The organism is Niastella soli, from assembly GCF_017742245.1.
Classification (GTDB): Bacteria; Bacteroidota; Bacteroidia; order Chitinophagales; family Chitinophagaceae; genus Niastella; species Niastella soli.
Window position 1 is genome coordinate 2,595,951 of the sequence record NZ_JAGHKO010000001.1, and the last position, 21,727, is coordinate 2,617,677.

A 21,727-nucleotide genomic window follows, 5' to 3' on the forward strand; every position below is an offset into this window, starting at 1 on the left:
AAGAAATACATTCTTATTTTTGTAGCATGGCAACTATATTAATCACCGGCGGTACCGGCACAATAGGCAAAAGCCTGAGTAAATTTTTAGTGGAGAAACAGCACGAAGTAATTATCCTCACCCGCCATCCCCGGCAGGCAAATGGTGCTGTCTCGTATGCGGCCTGGGACCCTGCTAATCAAACCATTGATATTAATGCGTTGCAAAAAGCTGATTATATAATCAACCTCGCCGGTGCGGGGGTAGCCGATAAACGTTGGTCGAAAAAGCGTAAACAGGAAATAGTTGACAGCCGCGTGCAAAGTGGTCAGCTATTGGTGAAAGCCATGCAGGAAAATACCAATAAAGTAAAAGCGGTTGTCAGTGCGAGTGGTATTGGTTGGTATGGTGATGATAGTAAACGAGCCCCTTCACAAAAATTCTTTAGTGAAGGCGATCCTGCCGATCCTGGCTTCCTCGGCGATACCTGTGTAAAATGGGAAAATGCCATAAAGCCGGTAACTGCCCTGAATAAGCGCCTGGTTATCATACGCCCTGGTATTGTATTAAGCAACGAAGGCGGCGCCCTGGCAGAATTTAAAAAACCCATAAAGGCCGGTATTGCTACCTTCTTTGGCAGTGGCGAGCAGGTGCTTAGCTGGATCCACATCGATGACCTGTGCCGGATAATTTACAGGGCCATTGAAAATGAAAGAATGAGCGGGGAATACAATACCGTTTCTCCTGATCCGGTAACCAATAAACACCTGATGTTGACCCTTGCTAAAAAAATGAAAGGGAAGTTTTTTATCCCTGTATATGTACCTGCCTTTCTATTGAAATTAGCAGTGGGCGAGGTAAGCATTGAACTGCTGAAAAGCACCACAGTAAGTTGCGAAAAGATCAAAAGCAGCGGCTTCCAGTTTTTATTTCCTACCCTGGAAGTGGCGCTGGACGACCTGCTGAAAAAATAACTACATATCGTCTGTCTGAAATTTCTTTACCGTAATAAACAGGTATATAGCCAGGTATACCAGTGATGCAATAAAAATGAGGGTATAGTTTGGCGTAGTAGACAGTAGTTTATTTGCCAAATTTTGAATATATGGGAACGGCACCATGATATCGGTTGTTTCCAGGGGCAAATACCGGCCGGCATAATTGGCATACCGGTTTAATAGCAATACAATTATCTGTTCCAACACCATGGAATAGGCGAAGAAAACGCCAATGGCCAATACCCCTCTTTTGAACAATATCGCCATTAATAGTGCGACCATAATATAGCTCATTGCCTGCAACAGGCAATTCCAGATATAAGAAAACCCTTCAAAGCTGAAACTGGCATCGCCCGACATAAATCCGAATATAGCGGCTGTGATGGCTACCACAAGGGTAGAAATGATCGCTAACGCTGCTGCCAATAATATTTTAGAGGTAATGAATTGCTTGCGTGTCCAGCCATCGATGATATTTTGGCGGTGGGTTTTAAAGCTGTATTCGTTGCTTGTGGTGAGGATTATGATCAACCCGGGAATAAACAACAGCCAGCTGCTTACATGGGCCACTGACTGCCAAACGGCCGGGAAGGAATAGGGCGGGTCGCCCAGCACCATGGCGGCAATGCCCTTCATCCGCCGTTCAGAATAAATATGCAGCTGGATGCGATAGATGATATAGTTAGCGCCAAAGATGGTGACCAGGTAAGTGCAAAACAGGATCCAGAATGCCCGGTAATTCTTCAGCTTCATCCATTCTATAGCTAATAATTGCCCCATGTTATTTAATGTTTTGCGTAAGTTCAAAGAATTTGGTTTCCAGGCTTTTTTTACGAAGACGCAGGTGATAAAGCGTTACGCCCTGCGCAAAACAATACTGGTTCAACGCTTCCAGCGAGGCGGTGCCGGCGGCAAAAGTTAACTCAACATATGGCGCATTCACACTCACCTTTTTGGCGCCCGGGTAATGTTGTAATAGGCTTTGCAGCTGCTGCATGTTGGCGGCGGCAGTTTCCACAATTTCATCGGTGATCAGTATTTCATCAACATGTCCATCGGTAAGCAGGGTGCCTTTTTGCAGAATGGCTACATGGGTGCAAACTTTCTCTACTTCATCGAGCAGGTGACTGGCCATAATAATGGTTTTGCCAGCCTTGTGTAGTTTTTTGATCAGTTCCCGGGTTTCTGCAATACCTACGGGATCAAGTCCATTGGTGGGTTCATCAAAGATAAGCACATCGGGGTCGCCGAGCAGACTGCTGGCTATGGCCAGTCGTTGTTTCATTCCCAATGAATAGGTGCTGAATTTCGACAGTTTACGTTCTTCCAGGTTAACCAGTTCCAACACTCGGTCGATGTCTGCTTTGCCCCGCTGTTTAATGGCGGCGGCTATATTTAAATTCTGTACTGCGTTCAGATAATGGTAAAAATTAGGCGTTTCCAGCAGGGTGCCTATTTGTTGCCGGTGCACATGGGTGGCTGGTTCATCAAATAATTTAAAGGAACCGGAAGAGGCCTTTAATACGTTCAGGATTATGCCCAGCAGGGTCGTTTTTCCACTGCCGTTAGGGCCCAGGATGCCGTAGACCGCTCCTTTGGGTACGGAAAATGAAATCCCTTTTAATGCCTGGATAGGGCCGTAGTGCTTATGTAGATTCTCAACGGTAAGAATTGCCATGATGACCGGTTTAACGGGTGATTGGGCCAATTATCAAAAACTGCCTTACGTAAGTCGCGGCCACCTGTCAAATATTACCGGTGGAAGACCGGAAATATCGGAAGGGGAACATTAATTATGAGATTTATGGTGTTTGCTTTTCATGATACAGGTTGGTAAAATTTCCTACTACCGCTTTCTTCCTGAAATAAAACAGTTTATTCAGATTTAGGTCCTCTATATCGGAAGGCAGCACTTTCCGGTATTTGGGATGCATGGTGCCCCCTTTGGTATTATCGCCGGCCCTTGCCGCGGGGTCGTATTGGAAGGGTGGGTCAACTATGGTGCCACGAGGATACATGATACCGGGTACGCCCTGTCCCCTGATGTCGAGATTGACGGGGTGGATCAGTCCTAACGTATGCCCATATTCATGAGGGGCCGTGGTAGTCGATTGGATCAGATTGTCCAGTTTAAAATAACCGGTATTGCTTCCAATACCATCAACAAAAGAAATATCACCGCTGGCAAATTCTTCAATGCGAAAAAAATTATAGCGGGGATTACGGTTCTTCCACACCTTTTTGGGGTCAAGGTCTGGTTCATAAATGCCATCAATTTCAAATTGAACTGTATACCAGTTGCTTTTGATCTTTATACTGGCCTGTGGTTCATTCCAGTGTTTGCCAATGTCATTGGCTACTTGCCAGGAAAGGTCTTTAGTGGCTGCCTCTCCATAAAAGAAGAATACTGAATGGATGATCAGTTTATTGGAGACTTTATCTAGTTCGACTTCGCCCATTCACTAATTTAATAAAAAAAGGCGCCCCGATTGAACGGAACGCCCGATTTTCTCATGTGACGCCTAATTTGTTATCAATTGCGGATTGGCTTTCCGCCTTTTAAAACGCTTTGAATTCTTTCCAGGGTCTTCTTTTCACCACAGAGGGAGAGGAAGGCTTCCCTTTCAAGATCCAGTAAATATTGTTCAGATACTAAAGTTTGTTCGCTTAAGTCGCCGCCGCACATTACATAGGCCAGTTTTTTAGCTACCGTTACATCATGATCGGTGGCATAATTTGCCCGCCACATGCCATTGATACCGGCATATAAAGCGCCCAGTGCCGAACGGCCCAGTACTTTTATGTCGCTGCGTTGTATTGGGGTAACATACCCACTGTCGAATAACTCGATCACGCTTTTTTTAGCTTCACTTATACGACGGCCCTGATTCAACACTATTTCGTCTTTTCCTTTGCGTAATATGCCCAGTTCAAAACCTTCAGCTGCAGAGGTCGCCACTTTTGCCGTAGCTATAGTAAGAAACCGGTTTTTTAATGTATTGGTATCCGGTTCATCTTCATGCATTTCATCGGCAGCCCGTAATACAAACTCTTTGGTTCCGCCGCCACCAGGGATCAATCCTACCCCTAATTCCACCAAACCAATATAGGTTTCAGCCGCCGCACAAACTTTGTCGGAATGCAAACTTAATTCACAGGCACCGCCCAGTGTCAGGGCATGAGGGGCCACTACCACCGGAACTGAGGAATATCGTGCCCGCATCATGGTGTTCTGGAACATGCGAACAGCCATATCCAACTCGTCGTATTCCTGCTCAATAGCAAACATAAAAATCATGCCTACATTGGCGCCGGCACTAAAGTTGGGACTGTCATTGGCAATAACCAGTCCTTTATATTTTTCTTCCGCTTTGGAAATCGATTTTTGAATGGCTTCCAGTACCTCGCCGCCAATGCTACCCATTTTGGTGCTCCATTCAAGCCCCAGCACGTCATCGCCCAAATGGTAGAGTCGGCAGTTGCTGTTTTTCCACACGGTCTGGTTCTCAAAATTTTTCATTACGATAAACGCATCACCACCAGGCAATGATCTATACGATTTTGAGGCCACATCATAAAACAGCCGTTTGCCATTTTCAACCTTGTAAAAGCTCTTTACACCGGCTTGCAGCATATCGTTCACCCAGGGGGCAACGGAATAGCCGGCTTCCTTCATTTTCTTTACGGTGCCTTCCACACCCAGTACATCCCAGCTTTCGAAGGCGCCAATCTCCCAGCCAAAGCCAGCCATCATTGCGTCGTCAACGCGGTAGATCTCGTCTGAGATTTCGGGTATGCGGTGTGAGATATACGAAAACAGTCCGTAATGAAAATGACGATAGAATTCCCCGGCTTTATCGCTGCCTGCGCACAACGCTTTTAACCTTGTATAAAGGTCGTCGATGGGCTTGGCCGCTTCTACCGTAGCAAATTTTGCTTTGGCGCGGGGTTTATATTCAAATGTTTTTAGATCAAGGGTAAATATTTCCTTTTCACCTTTCTCGCCTTTCTTTTTGGAGAAGAAACCCTGTCCGGTCTTATCACCCAGCTGGTTGCTGGCCACCATTTTCTCTAACCATGCGGGAATGATAAACGTATCCCGGTGCTCGTCGTTAGGGCAATTATCATACACCCCTTTGGCCACTTTTACCAGGGTATCTATACCCACCACATCGGCAGTTCTGAATGTAGCCGACTTGGGGCGGCCAATAATGGGACCGGTCAGTGCATCGATCTCGTCGATTGTCAATCCCATTTTATCAACCAGGCCAAAGATGGCCATAATGCCATATACGCCTATACGGTTGGCAATGAAAGCTGGGGTGTCCTTACACAGTACGGTGGTCTTACCTAAGTACAGGTCACCATATTGCATCAGGAAGTCAACTACAGCGGCATCCGTATGGGGTGTTGGAATTATTTCGAGTAAGCGTAAATAACGGGGCGGATTGAAGAAGTGTGTTCCGCAGAAATGCTTTTTGAAGTCCTCGCTTCGGCCTTCAGCCATCAGGTGAATAGGAATGCCCGATGTGTTGGAGGTAATGAGCGTGCCCGGTGTGCGGAACTTTTCTACTTCTGTAAATACCTGTTGTTTAATATCAAGGCGTTCCACTACAACCTCAATGATCCAATCGTACCCGGTAATATCTTTCATATTATCAGTGAAATTACCGGTGGTGATCTTCTTCACCACATCCTTGGAATAAACAGGAGAAGGATTGCTTTTTAAAGCAGCTTGCAGCGCATCGTTAACCAGTTTGTTACGGGCGGCTTTGTTATTGCTCTCTACAGCTTCCTTCGGCACCATGTCTAATAACAACACCTGAACACCTATACCTGCAAAATGACAGGCTATTCGTGAACCCATAACACCACTGCCCAATACTGCTACTTTTTTAATGATTCGTTTGGTCATAAAAAAATAGTTAGCTAAACAACTATTTCCAAAGATAATGATTTAAACGTAGCAACCAAGAGCTTTTTATAATTTAGTAAGTTTATAGGAACTATGCTTTTGATAAGCATTTGTATAAGTTATTGGCTATCCGTTTAAAAATTGCGATAAAGCATGCGTAACGATGCGCTTAAAATTTTTACTGCAGGGGTGCGGGCTGTACAGCCGCAATATTTGTTGCCAAAGCATATGCGCTGGCAGCCGCCGCAATTACAGTTGGGCGAGCAGCTGTTTAAACAGCCTGATATAAATAAAGTTTTTGTTATAGGAGCCGGTAAGGCCAGTGCCGCCATGGCGAGGGAAACGGAGATCATTCTGGGTAACCGCCTCGATGCCGGCATCATTGTTACCAAATATGAACATACATTTCCGCTTAAGAACATTCAATGTATAGAGGCAGCCCACCCGGTTCCGGATGATAACAGTGTACAGGCTGGCCGGGAAATTATGCGATTGCTAAAAAATGCTACTGAAAAAGATGTGGTGATCGCATTAATAAGTGGTGGCGCTTCGGCGCTGTTGGTTGATTGTCCGCCCGGTATTTTGTTGAATGAACTGCAAATTGTTTTTAACAGGCTGCTGCAATGTGGGGCAACTATTGAAGAAATGAATACGGTGCGTAAGCATTTATCGGCCGGTATTAAGGGGGGACAATTACTACGCACAGCCTGGCCTGCCACCGTAGTAAGTTTTATTTTAAGTGATGTGATCGGTGATCCGCTTGATAGTATTGCCAGTGGGCCTACCGTTGCCGACCGCAGTACTTTTGCCGATGCCTGGGAAATAGTTCGTAAATACCAGTTGTTGGAGAAACTACCGGTAAGTGTTATCCGTTGGTTACAATTGGGGTTGAACAATCAGGTTGCAGAAACACCTAAACCAGTTGATCCCATTTTTACCAGGAGCTTCAATTACCTTATTGGTACCAATCGCGTTGCATTGGAAGCTGCAGCTGCCATGGCCAGGGAGTTACACTATACGCCGGTGATTGTGACCGATTCGCTAAAAGGAGAGGCCCGGGAAAAAGCACAGGAGCTGGTTGCTCAGGTGCAACAGTATGAAGGACCGCGCCCGGCCTGTTTGTTGTTGGGTGGTGAAACCACTGTTACCATTAAAAATCCGGGAAAGGGTGGCCGTAACCAGGAGTTTGCGCTGGCTGCTTTGATTGCAATGCAACAAGCATTCCCCGATAGGGATAAGATGCCTGTTTTATTGAGCGCCGGTACCGATGGTACTGATGGCCCCACCAATGCTGCTGGTGCTATAGTGGATAAAGGCGTGCTCCAGCTGGCCAACCAACGGCGACTCTCACCTGAAGAATACTTAACACAAAACGATTCCTGGAATTTCTTTCACCAGGCAGGGGGGCATGTTACTACGGGGCCTACGCATACGAATGTGATGGATATTATAGTGGTGCTGATTCCTTAAGATGACCTGTAAGGTTCGCCATCGGGTGTAAAACGCCCGGAGTGATGACGCGATCCTGACAGGTCACGCGTTTAAACCGACCTGTCAGGACCAATACATCAGCCTGATAATGCAACACCCAGTGATGCACCTTACAGGTCTTGCCTCTTGTTTATTGCTGTCCGCCTTGCGCCACTGCGCTCCAGTCTATTTCAGGATCTTTTTTAATTACTTCCAGCATATGATGTTTCAGCAGATCGGCCAACGGCATTTTTTGTTGTACCTGGCCGGCTTGCGACAATACCAGGTTAATGTCTTTCAATCCCAGCTGCATACTAAAGGCGGCCGGTGTAAATTGTTGGTTCACTATGATCTTGCTGTAATTCTGATATAACGGCGTATTGAAAATGGTTTGAGAGAAGAAGGCCCACATCTTTTGCGCATCCACGCCACTATTGCTGGCGAGGGCGGCGCTTTCGCCAATAGCTTCCATGGCGGCGGCTATGGTGAAGTTGCCACATAATTTAACGGTATTGGCGGCTGTGATGCTGTCACCAAAGTCCCACACCCCGGCGCCCCCGGCATCTTTTAACAGTTGTTCAAACTGCTGGCGTAATTTGGCCTCACCAGATACAACAAAATTCAGCTTACGGGCACGCGCCGCATCGGGCCGGCCAAATACAGGAGTGGCCAGGTATTGGGAACCATTTTGCGTGTGCAGTTTGCTCAGGTCTTCTGCCGTGAGTGGCAATATGGTGCTCATGGAAAGGTGTACACCACCGGGCTGCATATTGGCTACTATTCCATCGGCACCTTCAGTAATACTTTTTAATGCTTTATCATCCGAAACCATGGTGATGATGAATGCGCATTCCGCGGCCAGTGCTTTTACTGATCCAACCTCAATGGCACCTCTTTCAACCAATGGTTTTGTTTTGGCGGCGGTACGATTGTATACATACAACTCATGACCGCTTTCCAGAATATTCTCAGCGATGGGAGTGCCCAGGTTACCCAATCCAATAAATCCGATTTTCATATAATAGTATTTAAAAAAGAACCCCACTTGCTTTGCCATTGCGCAAAACAAGTGGGGCACAATGGTGAATAAACTATTTAGCTTACTGAAGATCCGTTGTCAATTGCATCGATAGGGTTCACAAAATGCAGTTTGCCTGCTTTGTCTTCCGCCATCAGTATCATGCCATTGCTTTCAATACCGCGCATTTTACGGGGCGCCAGGTTGGCCACCACCACCACCTGTTTACCGGTGATGTGCTCGGGTTGAAAATGTTCGGCAATACCTGATACAATGGTACGGGTTTCAAAACCCAGGTCAACCTGCAGCTTTAACAGCTTATCGGCCTTTGGTACTTTTTCCGCTGCCACAATAGTGCCTACCCGAAGATCGAGTTTGGCAAAATCATCATACACGATCTGAGCTTTAAGGGCATCAGGTTCTTCGTCGGCAGCTGCCGCTTCAGGCTTTGTATCGGCAGGTTGGGCTGGTTTGATCAGTCCGGCCTTAAGTTTTGTTACCTGCGCTTCAATCTCTGCATCTTCTATCTTACGGAACAGCAATTCCGGTGCCCGTAAGCTATAACCCACGCTTAGCAATTTTGTTTTACCGGCGTTCTCCCATTCCAGCATTTTTTCCACCACCTTCATTTTGTGGAGCATTTTTTTAGCGGTGGCTGGCAGGAAAGGATTGATCAAAATTGCCAGGTTGGCTGTCAACTGTAAACAAATGTGCAAACAGTTATCGATCAGTTTTTGATTGTCCGGATTTTCCGCAAGTGTATTGGCAACTTTCCAGGGTTCTTTTTCCTGCATATATTTGTTGCCTTTCCGCGCAAGCTCAATTACCTCGAACAATGCATCGCGGAATTTGAAATTCTCAATGCCTTCTTCCACTTTTGCTTTGGCAATCTCAAATTCAGCCAGCAGGGTTTTATCCGTTTCATCGAGAATATCTGTATGCAAAGGCGGCACTTTTCCACCACACAGTTTATGCATAAGCACAAATGCACGGTTTTCAAAGTTTCCGAAAATGTCACTCAATTCCCCTTTTATCCTTGTCTGAAAATCTTTCCAGGTAAAGTCATTATCCTTGGTTTCAGGCGCATTGGCGCACAGTACATACCGCAGCATGTCTTCGCAACCCGGAAAATCCTTTATGTATTCATGCACCCATACCGCCCAGTTGCGGCTGGTGCTTACTTTCTCACCTTCAATGTTCAGGAATTCGTTGGCAGGCACGTTATCGGGCAGTACAAATCCGCCGTGCGCCTGTAACATCGCCGGGAAAATGATACAGTGGAAAACGATATTGTCTTTACCAATAAAGTGAACCAGCTTGGTGTCGTCTTTACACCAGTAGTCGGCCCATTCTTCTGTCAATTCTTTGGTGGCGGAAATATACCCGATGGGGGCATCGAACCATACGTACAGTACTTTGCCTTCGGTATCGGGCAGGGGAACTTTTACACCCCAGCTGCTGTCGCGGGTCATGGCGCGGCTTTGCAGGCCACTGTCGAGCCAGCTTTTACACTGCCCATATACGTTGTTCTTCCATTCTGTATGTCCTTCCAGGATCCAGCCTTTCAGCCACTCCTCATAGTTTTGCAGCGGGAAATACCAGTGTTTGGTTTTCCGTTTTACAGGAACAGCATCACTGAGGGTACTACGCGGGTGAATCAATTGTTCAGGGCTTAATGATGAACCGCAACGCTCGCACTGGTCGCCATAGGCATTCGGATTGCCGCAAATGGGGCAGGTACCGGTAATATAGCGGTCGGCCAGGAACGTATTGGTTTTTTCATCATAGTATTGTTCCGTCTCTTTTTCCTCGAACAGCCCATCGTCGTACAGCTTTTTGAAAAAGGCAGCTGCCGTTTCGTGGTGGACCTGGTTGCTGGTACGGGAATAGATATCGAAGGAAATGCCCATCTGGTCAAAACTTTCCTTGATCAGGGCATGGTATTTATCTACAATTTGTTGTGGACTAACGCCTTCTTTCATGGCGCGGATGGTAATGGGGACCCCATGTTCATCACTGCCACCAATAAATTTGACATCTCTTTTCTGCGCCCGTTGGTAACGCACATAAATATCAGCCGGTAAATAGCAGCCTGCCAGGTGGCCGATATGCACCGGGCCATTGGCGTACGGCAGGGCCGCTGTAACTAGATAGCGCTTAAAATTGCTCATTTTGGTAATCGTCTTTAGTATTTCTGATCATCGTCCCTTTCCGCCAATTGGCGGATCGCTTGTACAACATATCGCTATGCAGCCAGGCGGGCAAAGGGTGGATTGCAAAAATAACTATTATCAGGGGTTTTCAGGTCATCCTTCTCCATTCAAAGTTCACTCTTCAACATACAGAGTTTCAGGCGCTTAGTTATCTGCCTTTTCAGCCTGTTGGGGGGAAGCTACCAGTGATTGTAGTTTTTGTTTGTGTAGTTCCGGGGTGGTGGGCTCAAATTGAAGATCGCTTATCTCCCGGTTGGAAAGGTTGAAAGATTGAAAGTTCGATACCACTTTATCGCCTGTTGCCGAAACAGTTACCAAATGGACCGGTTCGCCCTTGGGTACATTAGGAAAACATATTTTATTATCTGTATAATAACCTGTTATTATCGATCTGTAACGGGCAAATACCAGTGTAGAGATATATTTCGAGGCTTTTTCTCCTTCGGCAAGGTTAATAACAAGTGTTACTTTAGGTCCACTGTCAGACCAATAGCGATCGCAGTTGACCCAGCCAAAGTCGCTTATGGTGAAATAATACATTTTCTCCCGCTTTAAAGCGTTTACATAGGAAAGGCTATCGCGACGCAGTAACTTTACATAGTACAGACTGTCTGTTTTTGATAATGCCCCCCAACCAAATGTTTGGGAAACTTCAACATTTTTTGTGCTTATGATAATGGGATGTTCGGCTTCATTATTAACCTCATAATCCTTTCTCCGGGGGCGTTTTAATTTTATTTCGTCGTATGTAGAGCCAAACCGGTCTTTTAATTCCTCCAGTATTAATTTTTTATAGGCACGACGAACTAATGGTCCACAAAAGAATGTAGCGACTGTTTTTTGCCCCTGGGTTACCGAAGCAGGCTGCACGTCATCGGTATTCAGAAATTCTAAAGTACGTTCCTTTCTGGCTGGTACTTTAAACCTGCCTGCGGATATCCAGTTAACTTTTGCCGAATTAACGGTATCATTTGCCGGAGTGGTACCAGTGAACAACTGCATGTTAACGTCATAGTTATTGGTTGGCATTTGAACCGTAATTGCCTTATCCGGAGCTATCTTTATAGCTTCACCTGCCTGTTCTGCGGTTATTTGCAACATACCCCCTGTAACCAATTGCGCTCCGTTTGAGGTGGTGTTCAGTCTGGCAGCTATTATATCTTCGTACTTATAATATTCCTGCATCATGATCTTTACCGGCCCTGCTTTGCTTACCAGCGTATTGGCCGGAATGATCAGTTTTGTGCCTTCCCGGGCAACAAGGATGGTATCCCGCGCATTATCAATATTGAATTCCTGTGCCGGTTTTTCCAGTTGTTGGAAAAATGATTGGAGCAATTGGTTGGCATTGGGTTTTTCAACTTCTTCCGGCGGAGGGAGGACGTAACATATTTCCGGTATCCCTTCTTCAATAGTTACTATTGGAGCTTGTTCCAGAATACGGGGAAAAACACAAGCAGTATATCGTATTGTTGGCGGCGGCGGTGGCGGCGGTAGCTCTGGCGGGAGTACAGGAAGGGCAACCATTGCTTGCTGTTTGACTGCAGTGGTTATTTTCTTATCATTATGCCGGAATGGTTTGATGGCTGTAAAGATCACTATTGATGCCACAGCCAGCAGTCCCAGCATGGGAGTGAGGTATTTTTTGCCTGCCATTATTGTATGCTTATGCAAGGGGTAACGGATTTCTATATAGATGAAGAACAGGCGATTTTCCATAAGCTGTCACCTTTTCAGTAACGTTATGGGATGGATGAAGCGAATGTAAAAGGTTGGAAGGAAGTAAATACTAATTGAGCATCCAGTAACAAAGACCAAACCAAACGGCCACAAAAAACACAATGAACAAAACGTCGCTCGAAATTTCAGAAAAGCGTTTTTTGCGAATAGCCAGTTGGTATACGACCCAGCCAACCAGCGCTACAGCAGTAAATATGGCCTGAATAAAACGACCGTACATGGAGTAAAAATAGCATTTTGGGTTATTGTCGCATAAAACTTTCCGGTATATTTAAAATTCATATTTAGCACATGAACCGTAAGCATTTTTTATCCTCTTTTCTGGTAGCCGGTTTGCCGTTCCCTGGTTGGTCTGCCTGGCATAGCGATGGCGAAACCGAAGCTCCTGCGCCCATTTTACCCCATTATTTAAAACCCGGCGATACCATTGGTATTACCTGTCCGGCTGGTTTTATTACCCTGCCCGAAATACAGCCTGCTATGTTGCAAATGGTGGAATGGGGGTTTAATATCAAGGTAGGGGATACCGTAGGGAAAAAGGATTTTACTTTTGGTGGTACTGATGAAGAAAGGGCGCGCGATTTTCAACAGATGCTCGACGATCCCAAAGTAAAAGCCATTATGTGTGCCCGTGGCGGCTACGGCTTTGTTCGGATAATAGATAAACTGGATTTCACTAAACTGGCAGCCCATCCTAAATGGATCATCGGGTTTAGCGATATTACCGTTTTGCACTGCCACCTGAACCGGAATTATGGCATTGCTTCCATCCACTCCAAAATGTGCAACAGCTTTCCCGACGACTGGAATAAGGCGGAGCCGATCCAGATTGAAACTATTCTGTCTGTAAAGCAGGCCCTCACCGGGGAAAAAATGAAATATACCGCACCGGTGAATCCCCTGAATAAACCAGGCAAGGGCGAAGGCGTATTAGTGGGCGGCAACCTGAAGCTGATTGAAACGCTGGCGGGCACAAAATCTGACCTGCATACCACCAACAAGATCCTTTTTGTAGAAGATACCGGTGAATACCTGTACAGCATTGACCGCATGTTCTGGAACCTTAAACGGACCGGTAAGCTGGAAAAACTGGCCGGACTGATCGTGGGCGGCTTTAAAATAAAACCTGACGATCCGGGGGAGGAGTTTGGCCGTACTATTCAGGATATTGTGCTGGAAAAAGTGAAAGATTATAAATATCCCGTATGTTTCGACTTTCCTGTTGGCCACCAACGGAACAATTTTGCCTTAAAATGCGGGGTATTGCACCGGCTCACCGTTTCTAATGAGGATGTAATGCTGCGGGAAATTTGAGGGTGAAATGGTTTGCTTATTTTTGCGCATTCATAATATTTACAACAATGGTACAAGTTCCTCCTTATTTAAAGCCAGGTGATACAATAGCATTGGTATGTCCTTCAGGGTATATGGCAATGGAAAAAGCGCAAACCTGTGTGGATATATTGAAAGAATGGGGGTACCAGGTAAAGGTAGGCACTACCATTGGCAGCCACTCCTCCAATTATTTTTCCGGTACCGATGAGGAGCGACTGATCAATTTTCAACAGATACTCGACGATGACAATGTGCATGCCGTACTATGCGCCCGCGGTGGTTACGGCTTAAGCCGGATCATTGATCACATCAGTTTCAAGAAATTTAAAAAGCATCCCAAATGGGTGATCGGGTTTAGTGATATAACCGTACTGCATTCCCATATCTACGCCAATTATGGTATTGCAACCCTGCATGCCCCTATGGCCGGTGCTTTTAACAACGAAGGTTACAAGAATGAGTATGTGCAATCGTTGAAAAATGTGTTGGAAGGAAAAAGCATTAGGTATGAAGTGCCCAGTCATGCTTTTAACAGAAAAGGGGAAGCCATAGGCGAGTTGGTAGGAGGTAACCTGGCTTTGTTGGCACATCTGGTAGGCACCCAAAGCGATATAAAAACAAAAGGAAGGATCTTGTTCCTCGAAGATGTGGGCGAATACCTGTACAATATCGATCGCATGATGCTTCAGTTAAAACGCAGCGGCAAGCTGGATAAACTGGCCGGACTGATCATCGGCGGCTTTAGCGATACCAAGGATACGGAGCGGCCATTCGGACAAAATGTATATGAGATCATTCGCGATAAAGTGAAGGAATACGACTATCCCGTTTGTTTTGATTTTCCTGTAAGTCATGAAAAAGAAAACTATGCATTAAAAGTAGGCATAGGCTATAAATTGAAAGTGGGGAAATCGAAGACCGTGTTGGTTGGGTGAGAGACCGACCACCATACCTTAAAACCTTTAACTATGACCCTTGCTGAGCACCAACCACTATGGAACAAGATCCAACAGTTTGCGTTTGATGATCCGAACGCTACCATTACCTTTTCAAAAAAGCTGGCCGATCAGCAACGATGGCCGGCATCCTATACAGAACGGGTTATTGAAGAATACCGGCGGTTTATTTTTCTGTGTTGTATTTCACCCAACGGCGCCTCGCCTTCAAAGGCGGTAGATGAAGCCTGGCATTTGCATCTCACTTACACCCAATCTTACTGGAATGCATTCTGTAAAAATACCCTGGGTAAGGATATACATCATTATCCATCAAACGGTGGAGAACAGGAAGATCATAAACACACCAACTGGTATGCTGAAACGCTGAGCTTATATGCCTCGATTTTTTTCGCCCCGCCTCCGGCTGATATCTGGCCATCGCCGGTAAAACAGGAACAGGTAAACGTGCAGTCGTTACCACAGCCTGAACAACCCTATCAAATGGGGAAGGGATTGATATTGACTGTTGTAATACTGGTATTATCACCATTTGTTATTAGTTACCTTATTACCGGAATAATTTCTCCATTTTCATTAAAGGGACCACAATTCTTATTGTTTTATGCCTTGCTGATAGGGGGTGCATTATTGGCACATCGTCAGATGCGACAGGCCAGATACCTCTATATGAAAAGAACGATAGATGCGGTACCCCTGAACGGGATCAGTATCTTTCAATTAGCAAATATCATATATGGGCAGGAAAGGGCCGTACAAACGGCCCTGGTAGACCTGTACAGAAGAGAGCTGGTATCAGTAAATGAAGATGAAAGGAAGATCATAGGACATCAAAACAAATACCGGGCGCCTGAAAAGGAAGAGAACCCGCTTATTCCGGCACTATTGGCCAATCCTGATGAAAGCTGGGTGTATTATACAGATATTGAGGGTTGGTGTAATAGTCAGTCGTTTGCGCACCCGGCAATTGCGAAAATATTCAACCTGGGTGAAGACAATGAACCAAGGAAAAAAAGATATCTGCTAATTGGCATTGTGTTATTGATAGGCCTGGCGCGCATCTTACAGGGATGGAACAATGACCGCCCTGTTGGTTTACTTTTTGTGGAAGTGATCGCTTTAGGGATTGGAGCCGGGTTACTTAGCTATACATTTTCAGTGAAGACATATGCTTTTACAAGACTTAAAGAGCACCTGTTGGATAAAGCAGGCAGTAGCAAATTACATCCCGATCAGGTGGTCAATGATTTTGCTTTAAACGGCCGGCTGGTGTTGGACTGGCAGCCGGCAACGCTTATGCTGGCATCGATGTTTGTTCTTTTTCCTGTACCTCCTCCACCTGTTTCGGGTGGTGGTAGTAGCAGCGACAGCAGTTGCAGCAGCAGCTGCAGCAGTGGCGGTGGCGGCGGCTGCGGTGGATGTAGCGGCAGCGGGAGTGATTAACTTATCTTAGGGGTTCCACGACAGTTCCACAGCACCATTAATACCGTTCCTCAGGTTCCACAGCCTGTCCCGATGAGTCGGGACAGGGCTTAATAATTTGGTAACATAGCTTTCCTTGCACGTTTGAATAACTCCGTTATACCTTTGTATAACCAAAGACAATAGCATGAGTACCGATGACAGAGGGGCTTTGGGATACAGATCGACAATAAGAAACCAGATCATTAAGATCGTCGTTGTATTACTCTTAGTCCCGCTTATAATAAGCACCTATAACTACAAAGTTTTATCTCCCTTTTCTCTCCCTGATGCTTCTTTTGACCTTTTCTTTATTTTATTCGCAGTTAGTTGTTCGCTCGGTTATGTTTTATTGGAGTTTGAAAAAGGCCTGGCGCTTTTCCCGCTTGTAAAAGCCGCCTTTCCAATAAATGCGTCCATCCTTCAACTTGCTTATTTTTTGTCTGGAAAGAACAGGGCCGTTCAAACGGCCATTGTAGACCTGGTACGCCGTAATCTGCTGGTGGTAACCAAAGACAATTTGTTCCAGATAAATAAACAGGGATACGTGCAACCAGAAAATGAACAAAATCCATTACTACCTGCCTTGATAAATGAAGATAGACCCTGTGTAACATACGACAGGATCATGTATATGTGGTATGATGAAAAGTTGTTTGAGCATCCGGTACTACATCCAATACAGTTACTGGCAGATCACAAAGTATTTCTGGAAAGGTACAGCATACTGCTGCTGCCGTTTGTAATTGGTGGGGGGCGGTTAATTCAAAGCATGGTCAATGATGACATATCGTTCGGTGAGCTTTTTGGGATACTACTATTGATGATCGGTGTTTGTTTTTTGATAACAAACGTTAACCGTGGTTTAGTGGTTCGTTGGAAGGCAAAACAACTGGTGAACAGACTACGGGAATTCCAGGTATTCCATCCTGATAGTGTCGTAAGCAGTTTTGCCCTTGATGGTAATGACGCCATTGGACTGTATGCTGATGGCCTTGCACTGATTGAACTATTCAGTGTAGGTCCTTTCATTGATAGAGAAATTGAGGAAGGGAAAACCTTTTTTGAGGGCAGTAACGAGGATAAGGAATACGTTCTTCGGCGCAGCAAAGAGTCTCAGCGTTATGTTCACGATGTGAGAAGTTTAATAAAAGAAATGGAAGCTAAAGGTGTACGTAAATAAGCTTTTTGATATCATATTTTATAACCAAAGACAGATTTATGAAAATGGAAGAACACCGGGGTCTTTGGAGTAGTATACAACAATTTCCACTCGATGACCCCCAGGCAGCAATTACTTTCTCCCACAAATTGGCTGCCAGGCAAAACTGGTCACCCGACTTTACAGAACGGGTTATTGAGGAATACCGGAAATTTCTCTTCTTATGTTGTATCTCTCCAAATGGCGCTTCGCCTTCACCGATAGTAGACGAAGCCTGGCATTTACACCTCACGTACACAAGATCCTATTGGACCGACTTGTGTAAAAACACGCTCAACAAAGACATTCACCACCATCCATCGCGGGGAGGGGATGAAGAAGACCACAAACACCGCGATTGGTATGCCGAAACCCTGCTCCTGTACGAATCGGTTTTTGGCACACCACCACCTGATGACATCTGGCCACCACCGCAAGATCAACTGCCAATACCGGAACCGGCCTGGCCAATACGAAATGAAGTGATCGCTCTTATTGTAATGTTGTTAATACTTCCGCTCATTGTGAGCGCTTACCTTTACAGAGAATTTTTACCTTTCGCGCTCACCGGACCCCAGTTTTTACATTTTTTTCCATTGCTCGCCCTTAGTAGTTTCATTTGTTATATCATTCTTCAATACGAAAAAGGGCGAATACTCAAACAGCTGGTCGTTGATCATTTCCCTTCCAATGCTTCCATTTTCCAAACAGCACAGTTCTTATACGGTAAACACCGCGCTATACAGGCAGCCATTGTAGACCTGATACGAAGAAATCTGATTGAGCTTACTGCAGAAAAAAGATTTCTGGTTCATACAAACAGGTACCATGTGGTGGGGAATGAACAAAATCCATTAATAAGCGGGTTTTTAAAAGAGCGGTACGAGAGTACTAATTATGAAGGAATAACCGACTGGCTAAATGAAGAAGAGGCAAAGCATCCCGCCCTCCAAAAGTTATACTTGCTGGCATATCGCAAGGAACACTACTTCAAAAAGTACCATATGCTGCTTATCCCGTTTGCAGTAGGTATTGCGCGGTTCTTTCAGGGATTGTATCATGAAAGACCAGTAAGTTATCTCTTCATGGAAATGTTTGGCTACTTCGTTGTTTCCTATATGGTTTCCCAGTACTTATCGCGCAAGAAGATCGTGCTTGATAAGGTGGAAGCGTTGTCAAAGGAAAACAAAGACACAGGCATTCAGTATGATGATACCGTGGTATCCAGCTTCGCCCTGAATGGCGACAATGCCATAGTATGGTTTGCAGAGGGGGCCCTGCTCACCAGCATCTTTGCTCCTTATCCTATTCTAAACCATAACAAGGTCACTGGCACCGATCATACCTTTAGTAGTTGCAGCAGTTGTAGTGGTGGTGGCAGCAGTGGAGGCTGCGGCAGTAGTTGCGGCGGCGGATGCGGTGGTGGTTGTGGTGGATGTGGAAGTTAGTTAGTTAGTTAGTTAGTTCAAAATTTGCCCGCCCGGTTAATGGGTCGGGTTTTGTTGTTTTTATACCTGCCTCGCGCCGGCAAAGCCCTTTGGCCGGAGCCTTCCGAAGCTTTAGCGAAGGAGGGTGCTGTTGTTATAATGAAAGATTAGATTGCTTCAATAATGTTCTATAATTTTGATTATAAAGCAAATTGATTAATATTATAGAACTATAGAGGAAATCTATTTATGACTTTTGTACAGTTGGAATATGTAGTAGCAGTAGATACTTACCGGCATTTTGCTACCGCCGCCGAACATTGTTTTGTAACGCAGCCTACATTAAGCATGCAGGTGCAAAAGCTGGAGGAAGAACTGGGTGTAAAGCTCTTCGATCGCAGTAAACAACCTGTTGTGCCTACTGAAATAGGGGTGGAGATCATTGAACAGGCACGCCGGATCCTGTCTGAAAAGAATGTGATCAATGAAATGGTACAAGCCAAAAAAGGCATCCTCACCGGGGAACTTCGTATTGGCATTATTCCCACCCTGGCACCTTATTTACTCCCCCTGTTCATTCAAAGTTTCTATAAGAAATATCCACATATAAAACTGGTGGTGCAGGAGTTGATGACGGAGTTTATTGTTACCCGCCTGCGCGAAGGCCGTATCGATGTAGGTATTCTGGTAACGCCTTTACAGGAAAATGGCATCAAGGAACACGTGTTGTTTTATGAAGAACTGCTGGCCTATGTTTCCCGTAAAAATGCAGCTTACAAAAAAACATATGTACTGCCGCAGGACATTGACCCCGAAAAATTATGGTTAATGGAAGAAGGACATTGTTTCCGTTCACAGATCGTAAACCTGTGCGAATTACGCCGCGCCAGTGAAATGGGCACCCATTTCGAATACGAGGCTGGAAGTATTGAAACCCTGCGCCGGATGGTGGAACTGAATGATGGTATTACCATTCTGCCCGAACTCACTACACTGGATATGACCGCCCGTCAACTGCAACTGATCAGGCATTTTAAAAAGCCCGCCCCCATGCGGGAAGTAAGCATTGTAGTGCACCGCGATTTTGTAAAGAAACGCCTTATTGAAGCGTTGAAGGAAGAGATCATCAATGCGATCCCCGATAAGATAAAAATGAATAAGGACCTTAATGTGGTTCCAATTTAAGTAATAGGAAGTTGATCAGTTGACGAGGAAGAAGAGGTAGGAAGTTAGGTCGTAAGAGGTAGGAAATACTGAAGTTTCGAGAACTTCTTACCTCCTACGTCTTACTTCTTACGTCATTTACTTAAGTAAGGAATCAAGCTTTTCTTTATAGACAGGGAATGTAGGTAAATCATTATGGCCTCCACCATCAACCGGAATATACATATCCGTAGGCTTCAAATACGGGATCAGCTTTTTTGAATTACGAATTGGGATCGTATAGTCACTGGTGCCATGAAATATCACAACCGGGTTGGTGACCTCTTTCAGGTATTGCCAGGTTGGTATTTTGAATTTGATCATATTGTTTACCGGGTATACAGGCAACCAGCTGCCAATTATGGAAGGAAAGCTATAATACGGCGATTCCAGTACCAAGGCCTTACAATCGCGAATAGTGGCCAGCTGGGAAGCAATACCGGTGCCCATTGATTTGCCATAAATAATAATGCTGTCCTTCGCATACTTTGCCTTCGCCAGTTTATAAAATACCAGTGCCCAGTCATACAACTGCTTTTCGGTAAATTCACCGGTGCTTTTGCCAAAACCAGGATAGTCGATCATCCATACATCATACCCCCGGCTGGTAAAATCAGGCGCCGCCTTCGCGTAGTGGGTAATATTCTCTTTATTTCCATGAAAATACAACACTACTCCCTTGGGTTGCGGTTGATTGGCCGTAAACTGAATGATGTTGATGTTCGAATGCTTCGTATAAGGCAGGTTCACTTCCTTAAAGGGATAGGGAAAACTGTATTGCGAATGCTCAGTTACAGGCTGTGGATGGAACAGCACTTTATTCTGTCCGTAATAAATGGCAATCCCAATTATACAATATATGAGAATGAATAATTTAAGCCAGCGGTAAAGGATCTTCTTTTTCATAACAAGGCTGCAAGGTAGTTGTTTGAAACCTCAAACTGAATCAATATTTTAGAATGTCCCTGATAAAGTTATGGTATTCAGGAAAGGTGGGCAGGTTGTTATGGCGGCCACCAATGATCCTGATCAGGGTGATCTTATTGGGGTTAATGGCCTGTAGTTTCTCGCTGTGCCGGAGGGGGATCAGCCGGTCATGGGTGCCATGAAGAATATAAGTATGGCAGTTTACATGGCGGATCCATTTATCGGTTCGCAGGTGATATCGTAATACCCAGTTTACGGGCAAGATGGGCAGGAACCGCTTCACCACAATGCGGAAATTGTAATAAGGAGAGTCAAGAATGAGGTAACGTGGTCGGTTGTCAGCCGCGATCTTGGCGGCAAACCCACTGCCGATGCTGCGCCCGTATACAATGATATGGTGTTCGGGATACTTTCCAATTAAAACATTATAAACAAACTGCATATCGTTGAGCATATCCTTTTCGCTGCGTTTGCCGGTGCTTTTCCCAAAACCCCGGTAGTCAACCAGCACCACATCGTAATCGTAACGGTAAAAATCACGGGCATACTTAGCCCAGCCTTTTATACTACGGGTATTGCCATGAAAATAGAGGATCAGTCCTTTGGGCTTGGGGCGGTAAAAATGCAGCCCATTGATACGCACGCCGGGCGATACATCAAAATTCAATTCATTGAAAGGAACATCGTACCGGAACTGAAAATCGGGTGGTAGCTTTTCAGGTTTGAAGATAAAACGGTCCTGTATTAAATAAGCAACAATGCTTAAGAGCAACAGGCTCCCGACAATATAGTATACAATCGTAGGCAAAAGAGCAGTTTTGGGTTTATGGTTTGTAGTTCTTTTATTCGAAACCTCCGCTAAATGGCAGGCTCGCTTTAATGCA

18 protein-coding genes are annotated in these 21,727 nt (G+C 45.3%); 8 read left to right on the forward strand and 10 right to left on the reverse strand.

Annotated features, from left to right (window positions below; translation table 11 throughout):
* The first annotated feature begins 26 nt into the window (after nucleotides 1-26).
* Nucleotides 27-953, forward strand: coding sequence for a TIGR01777 family oxidoreductase (locus J7I42_RS10740; protein WP_209138779.1), 927 nt, complete (start codon nucleotides 27-29; stop codon nucleotides 951-953).
* Here the strand turns inward: J7I42_RS10740 and J7I42_RS10745 are convergent, their stop codons facing one another.
* The 4 genes from J7I42_RS10745 to J7I42_RS10760 form a co-directional block, all read right to left on the reverse strand.
* The gene (locus J7I42_RS10745) at nucleotides 954-1,757 is read right to left on the reverse strand and encodes an ABC transporter permease (protein WP_209138780.1); all 804 of its coding nucleotides are present in this window, start codon (nucleotides 1,755-1,757) and stop codon (nucleotides 954-956) included.
* Between the two features lies 1 nt (nucleotide 1,758).
* Complete coding sequence (locus tag J7I42_RS10750) at nucleotides 1,759-2,655, reverse strand: ABC transporter ATP-binding protein (RefSeq protein ID WP_209138781.1); 897 nt, start codon at nucleotides 2,653-2,655, stop codon at nucleotides 1,759-1,761.
* Between the two features lie 124 nt (nucleotides 2,656-2,779).
* A complete protein-coding gene (locus J7I42_RS10755; protein ID WP_209138782.1) occupies nucleotides 2,780-3,436 on the reverse strand; it encodes a hypothetical protein in 657 nt (218 codons plus the stop codon).
* 74 nt (nucleotides 3,437-3,510) lie between these two features.
* Entirely contained in the window at nucleotides 3,511-5,892 is a 2,382-nt protein-coding gene (locus tag J7I42_RS10760; RefSeq protein ID WP_209138783.1) for a 3-hydroxyacyl-CoA dehydrogenase/enoyl-CoA hydratase family protein, read from the reverse strand.
* A gap of 153 nt (nucleotides 5,893-6,045) precedes the next feature.
* Here J7I42_RS10760 and J7I42_RS10765 point away from each other — a divergent pair, with 153 nt between their 5' ends.
* Nucleotides 6,046-7,362, forward strand: a complete 1,317-nt coding sequence (locus tag J7I42_RS10765; protein WP_209138784.1) for a glycerate kinase type-2 family protein — start codon at nucleotides 6,046-6,048, stop codon at nucleotides 7,360-7,362.
* A 151-nt stretch (nucleotides 7,363-7,513) separates the two neighbouring features.
* Here J7I42_RS10765 and J7I42_RS10770 read toward each other — a convergent pair whose 3' ends face one another.
* The 4 genes from J7I42_RS10770 to J7I42_RS10785 form a co-directional block, all read right to left on the reverse strand.
* Nucleotides 7,514-8,380: an NAD(P)-dependent oxidoreductase gene (locus J7I42_RS10770; protein ID WP_209138785.1), complete on the reverse strand. Its 867-nt coding sequence runs from the start codon at nucleotides 8,378-8,380 to the stop codon at nucleotides 7,514-7,516.
* Between the two features lie 77 nt (nucleotides 8,381-8,457).
* Entirely contained in the window at nucleotides 8,458-10,551 is a 2,094-nt protein-coding gene (gene metG, locus J7I42_RS10775) for a methionine--tRNA ligase (protein WP_209138786.1), read from the reverse strand.
* 186 nt (nucleotides 10,552-10,737) lie between these two features.
* Nucleotides 10,738-12,249, reverse strand: coding sequence for a hypothetical protein (locus tag J7I42_RS10780; RefSeq protein ID WP_209138787.1), 1,512 nt, complete (start codon nucleotides 12,247-12,249; stop codon nucleotides 10,738-10,740).
* A gap of 133 nt (nucleotides 12,250-12,382) precedes the next feature.
* Entirely contained in the window at nucleotides 12,383-12,553 is a 171-nt protein-coding gene (locus J7I42_RS10785) for a hypothetical protein (protein WP_209138788.1), read from the reverse strand.
* A 71-nt stretch (nucleotides 12,554-12,624) separates the two neighbouring features.
* Between J7I42_RS10785 and J7I42_RS10790 the strand changes: the two genes are divergently transcribed.
* The 6 genes from J7I42_RS10790 (at nucleotide 12,625) to J7I42_RS10815 (ending at nucleotide 19,898) form a co-directional block, all read left to right on the forward strand.
* The gene (locus J7I42_RS10790) at nucleotides 12,625-13,647 is read left to right on the forward strand and encodes a S66 peptidase family protein (protein ID WP_209138789.1); all 1,023 of its coding nucleotides are present in this window, start codon (nucleotides 12,625-12,627) and stop codon (nucleotides 13,645-13,647) included.
* 47 nt (nucleotides 13,648-13,694) lie between these two features.
* Nucleotides 13,695-14,603 carry a S66 peptidase family protein gene (locus J7I42_RS10795; RefSeq protein ID WP_209138790.1) on the forward strand — a complete coding sequence of 303 codons (909 nt, stop codon included), beginning with the start codon at nucleotides 13,695-13,697 and terminating at the stop codon, nucleotides 14,601-14,603.
* 33 nt (nucleotides 14,604-14,636) lie between these two features.
* The gene (locus J7I42_RS10800) at nucleotides 14,637-16,067 is read left to right on the forward strand and encodes a hypothetical protein (protein ID WP_209138791.1); all 1,431 of its coding nucleotides are present in this window, start codon (nucleotides 14,637-14,639) and stop codon (nucleotides 16,065-16,067) included.
* A gap of 166 nt (nucleotides 16,068-16,233) precedes the next feature.
* A complete protein-coding gene (locus J7I42_RS10805; RefSeq protein WP_209138792.1) occupies nucleotides 16,234-17,268 on the forward strand; it encodes a DUF2207 domain-containing protein in 1,035 nt (344 codons plus the stop codon).
* Between the two features lie 38 nt (nucleotides 17,269-17,306).
* Nucleotides 17,307-18,734 carry a hypothetical protein gene (locus J7I42_RS10810; protein WP_209138793.1) on the forward strand — a complete coding sequence of 476 codons (1,428 nt, stop codon included), beginning with the start codon at nucleotides 17,307-17,309 and terminating at the stop codon, nucleotides 18,732-18,734.
* A 228-nt stretch (nucleotides 18,735-18,962) separates the two neighbouring features.
* Nucleotides 18,963-19,898, forward strand: coding sequence for a hydrogen peroxide-inducible genes activator (locus J7I42_RS10815; RefSeq protein WP_209138794.1), 936 nt, complete (start codon nucleotides 18,963-18,965; stop codon nucleotides 19,896-19,898).
* 117 nt (nucleotides 19,899-20,015) lie between these two features.
* On the opposite strand, the gene J7I42_RS10820 is transcribed toward J7I42_RS10815, so the two are convergent.
* Together J7I42_RS10820 and J7I42_RS10825 are read right to left on the reverse strand one after the other, a co-directional pair.
* On the reverse strand, nucleotides 20,016-20,822 hold the full coding sequence (locus J7I42_RS10820; RefSeq protein WP_209138795.1) for an alpha/beta hydrolase: 807 nt from the start codon (nucleotides 20,820-20,822) through the stop codon (nucleotides 20,016-20,018).
* A 40-nt stretch (nucleotides 20,823-20,862) separates the two neighbouring features.
* Entirely contained in the window at nucleotides 20,863-21,651 is a 789-nt protein-coding gene (locus J7I42_RS10825) for an alpha/beta hydrolase (protein WP_209138796.1), read from the reverse strand.
* Nucleotides 21,652-21,727: the final 76 nt, after the last annotated feature.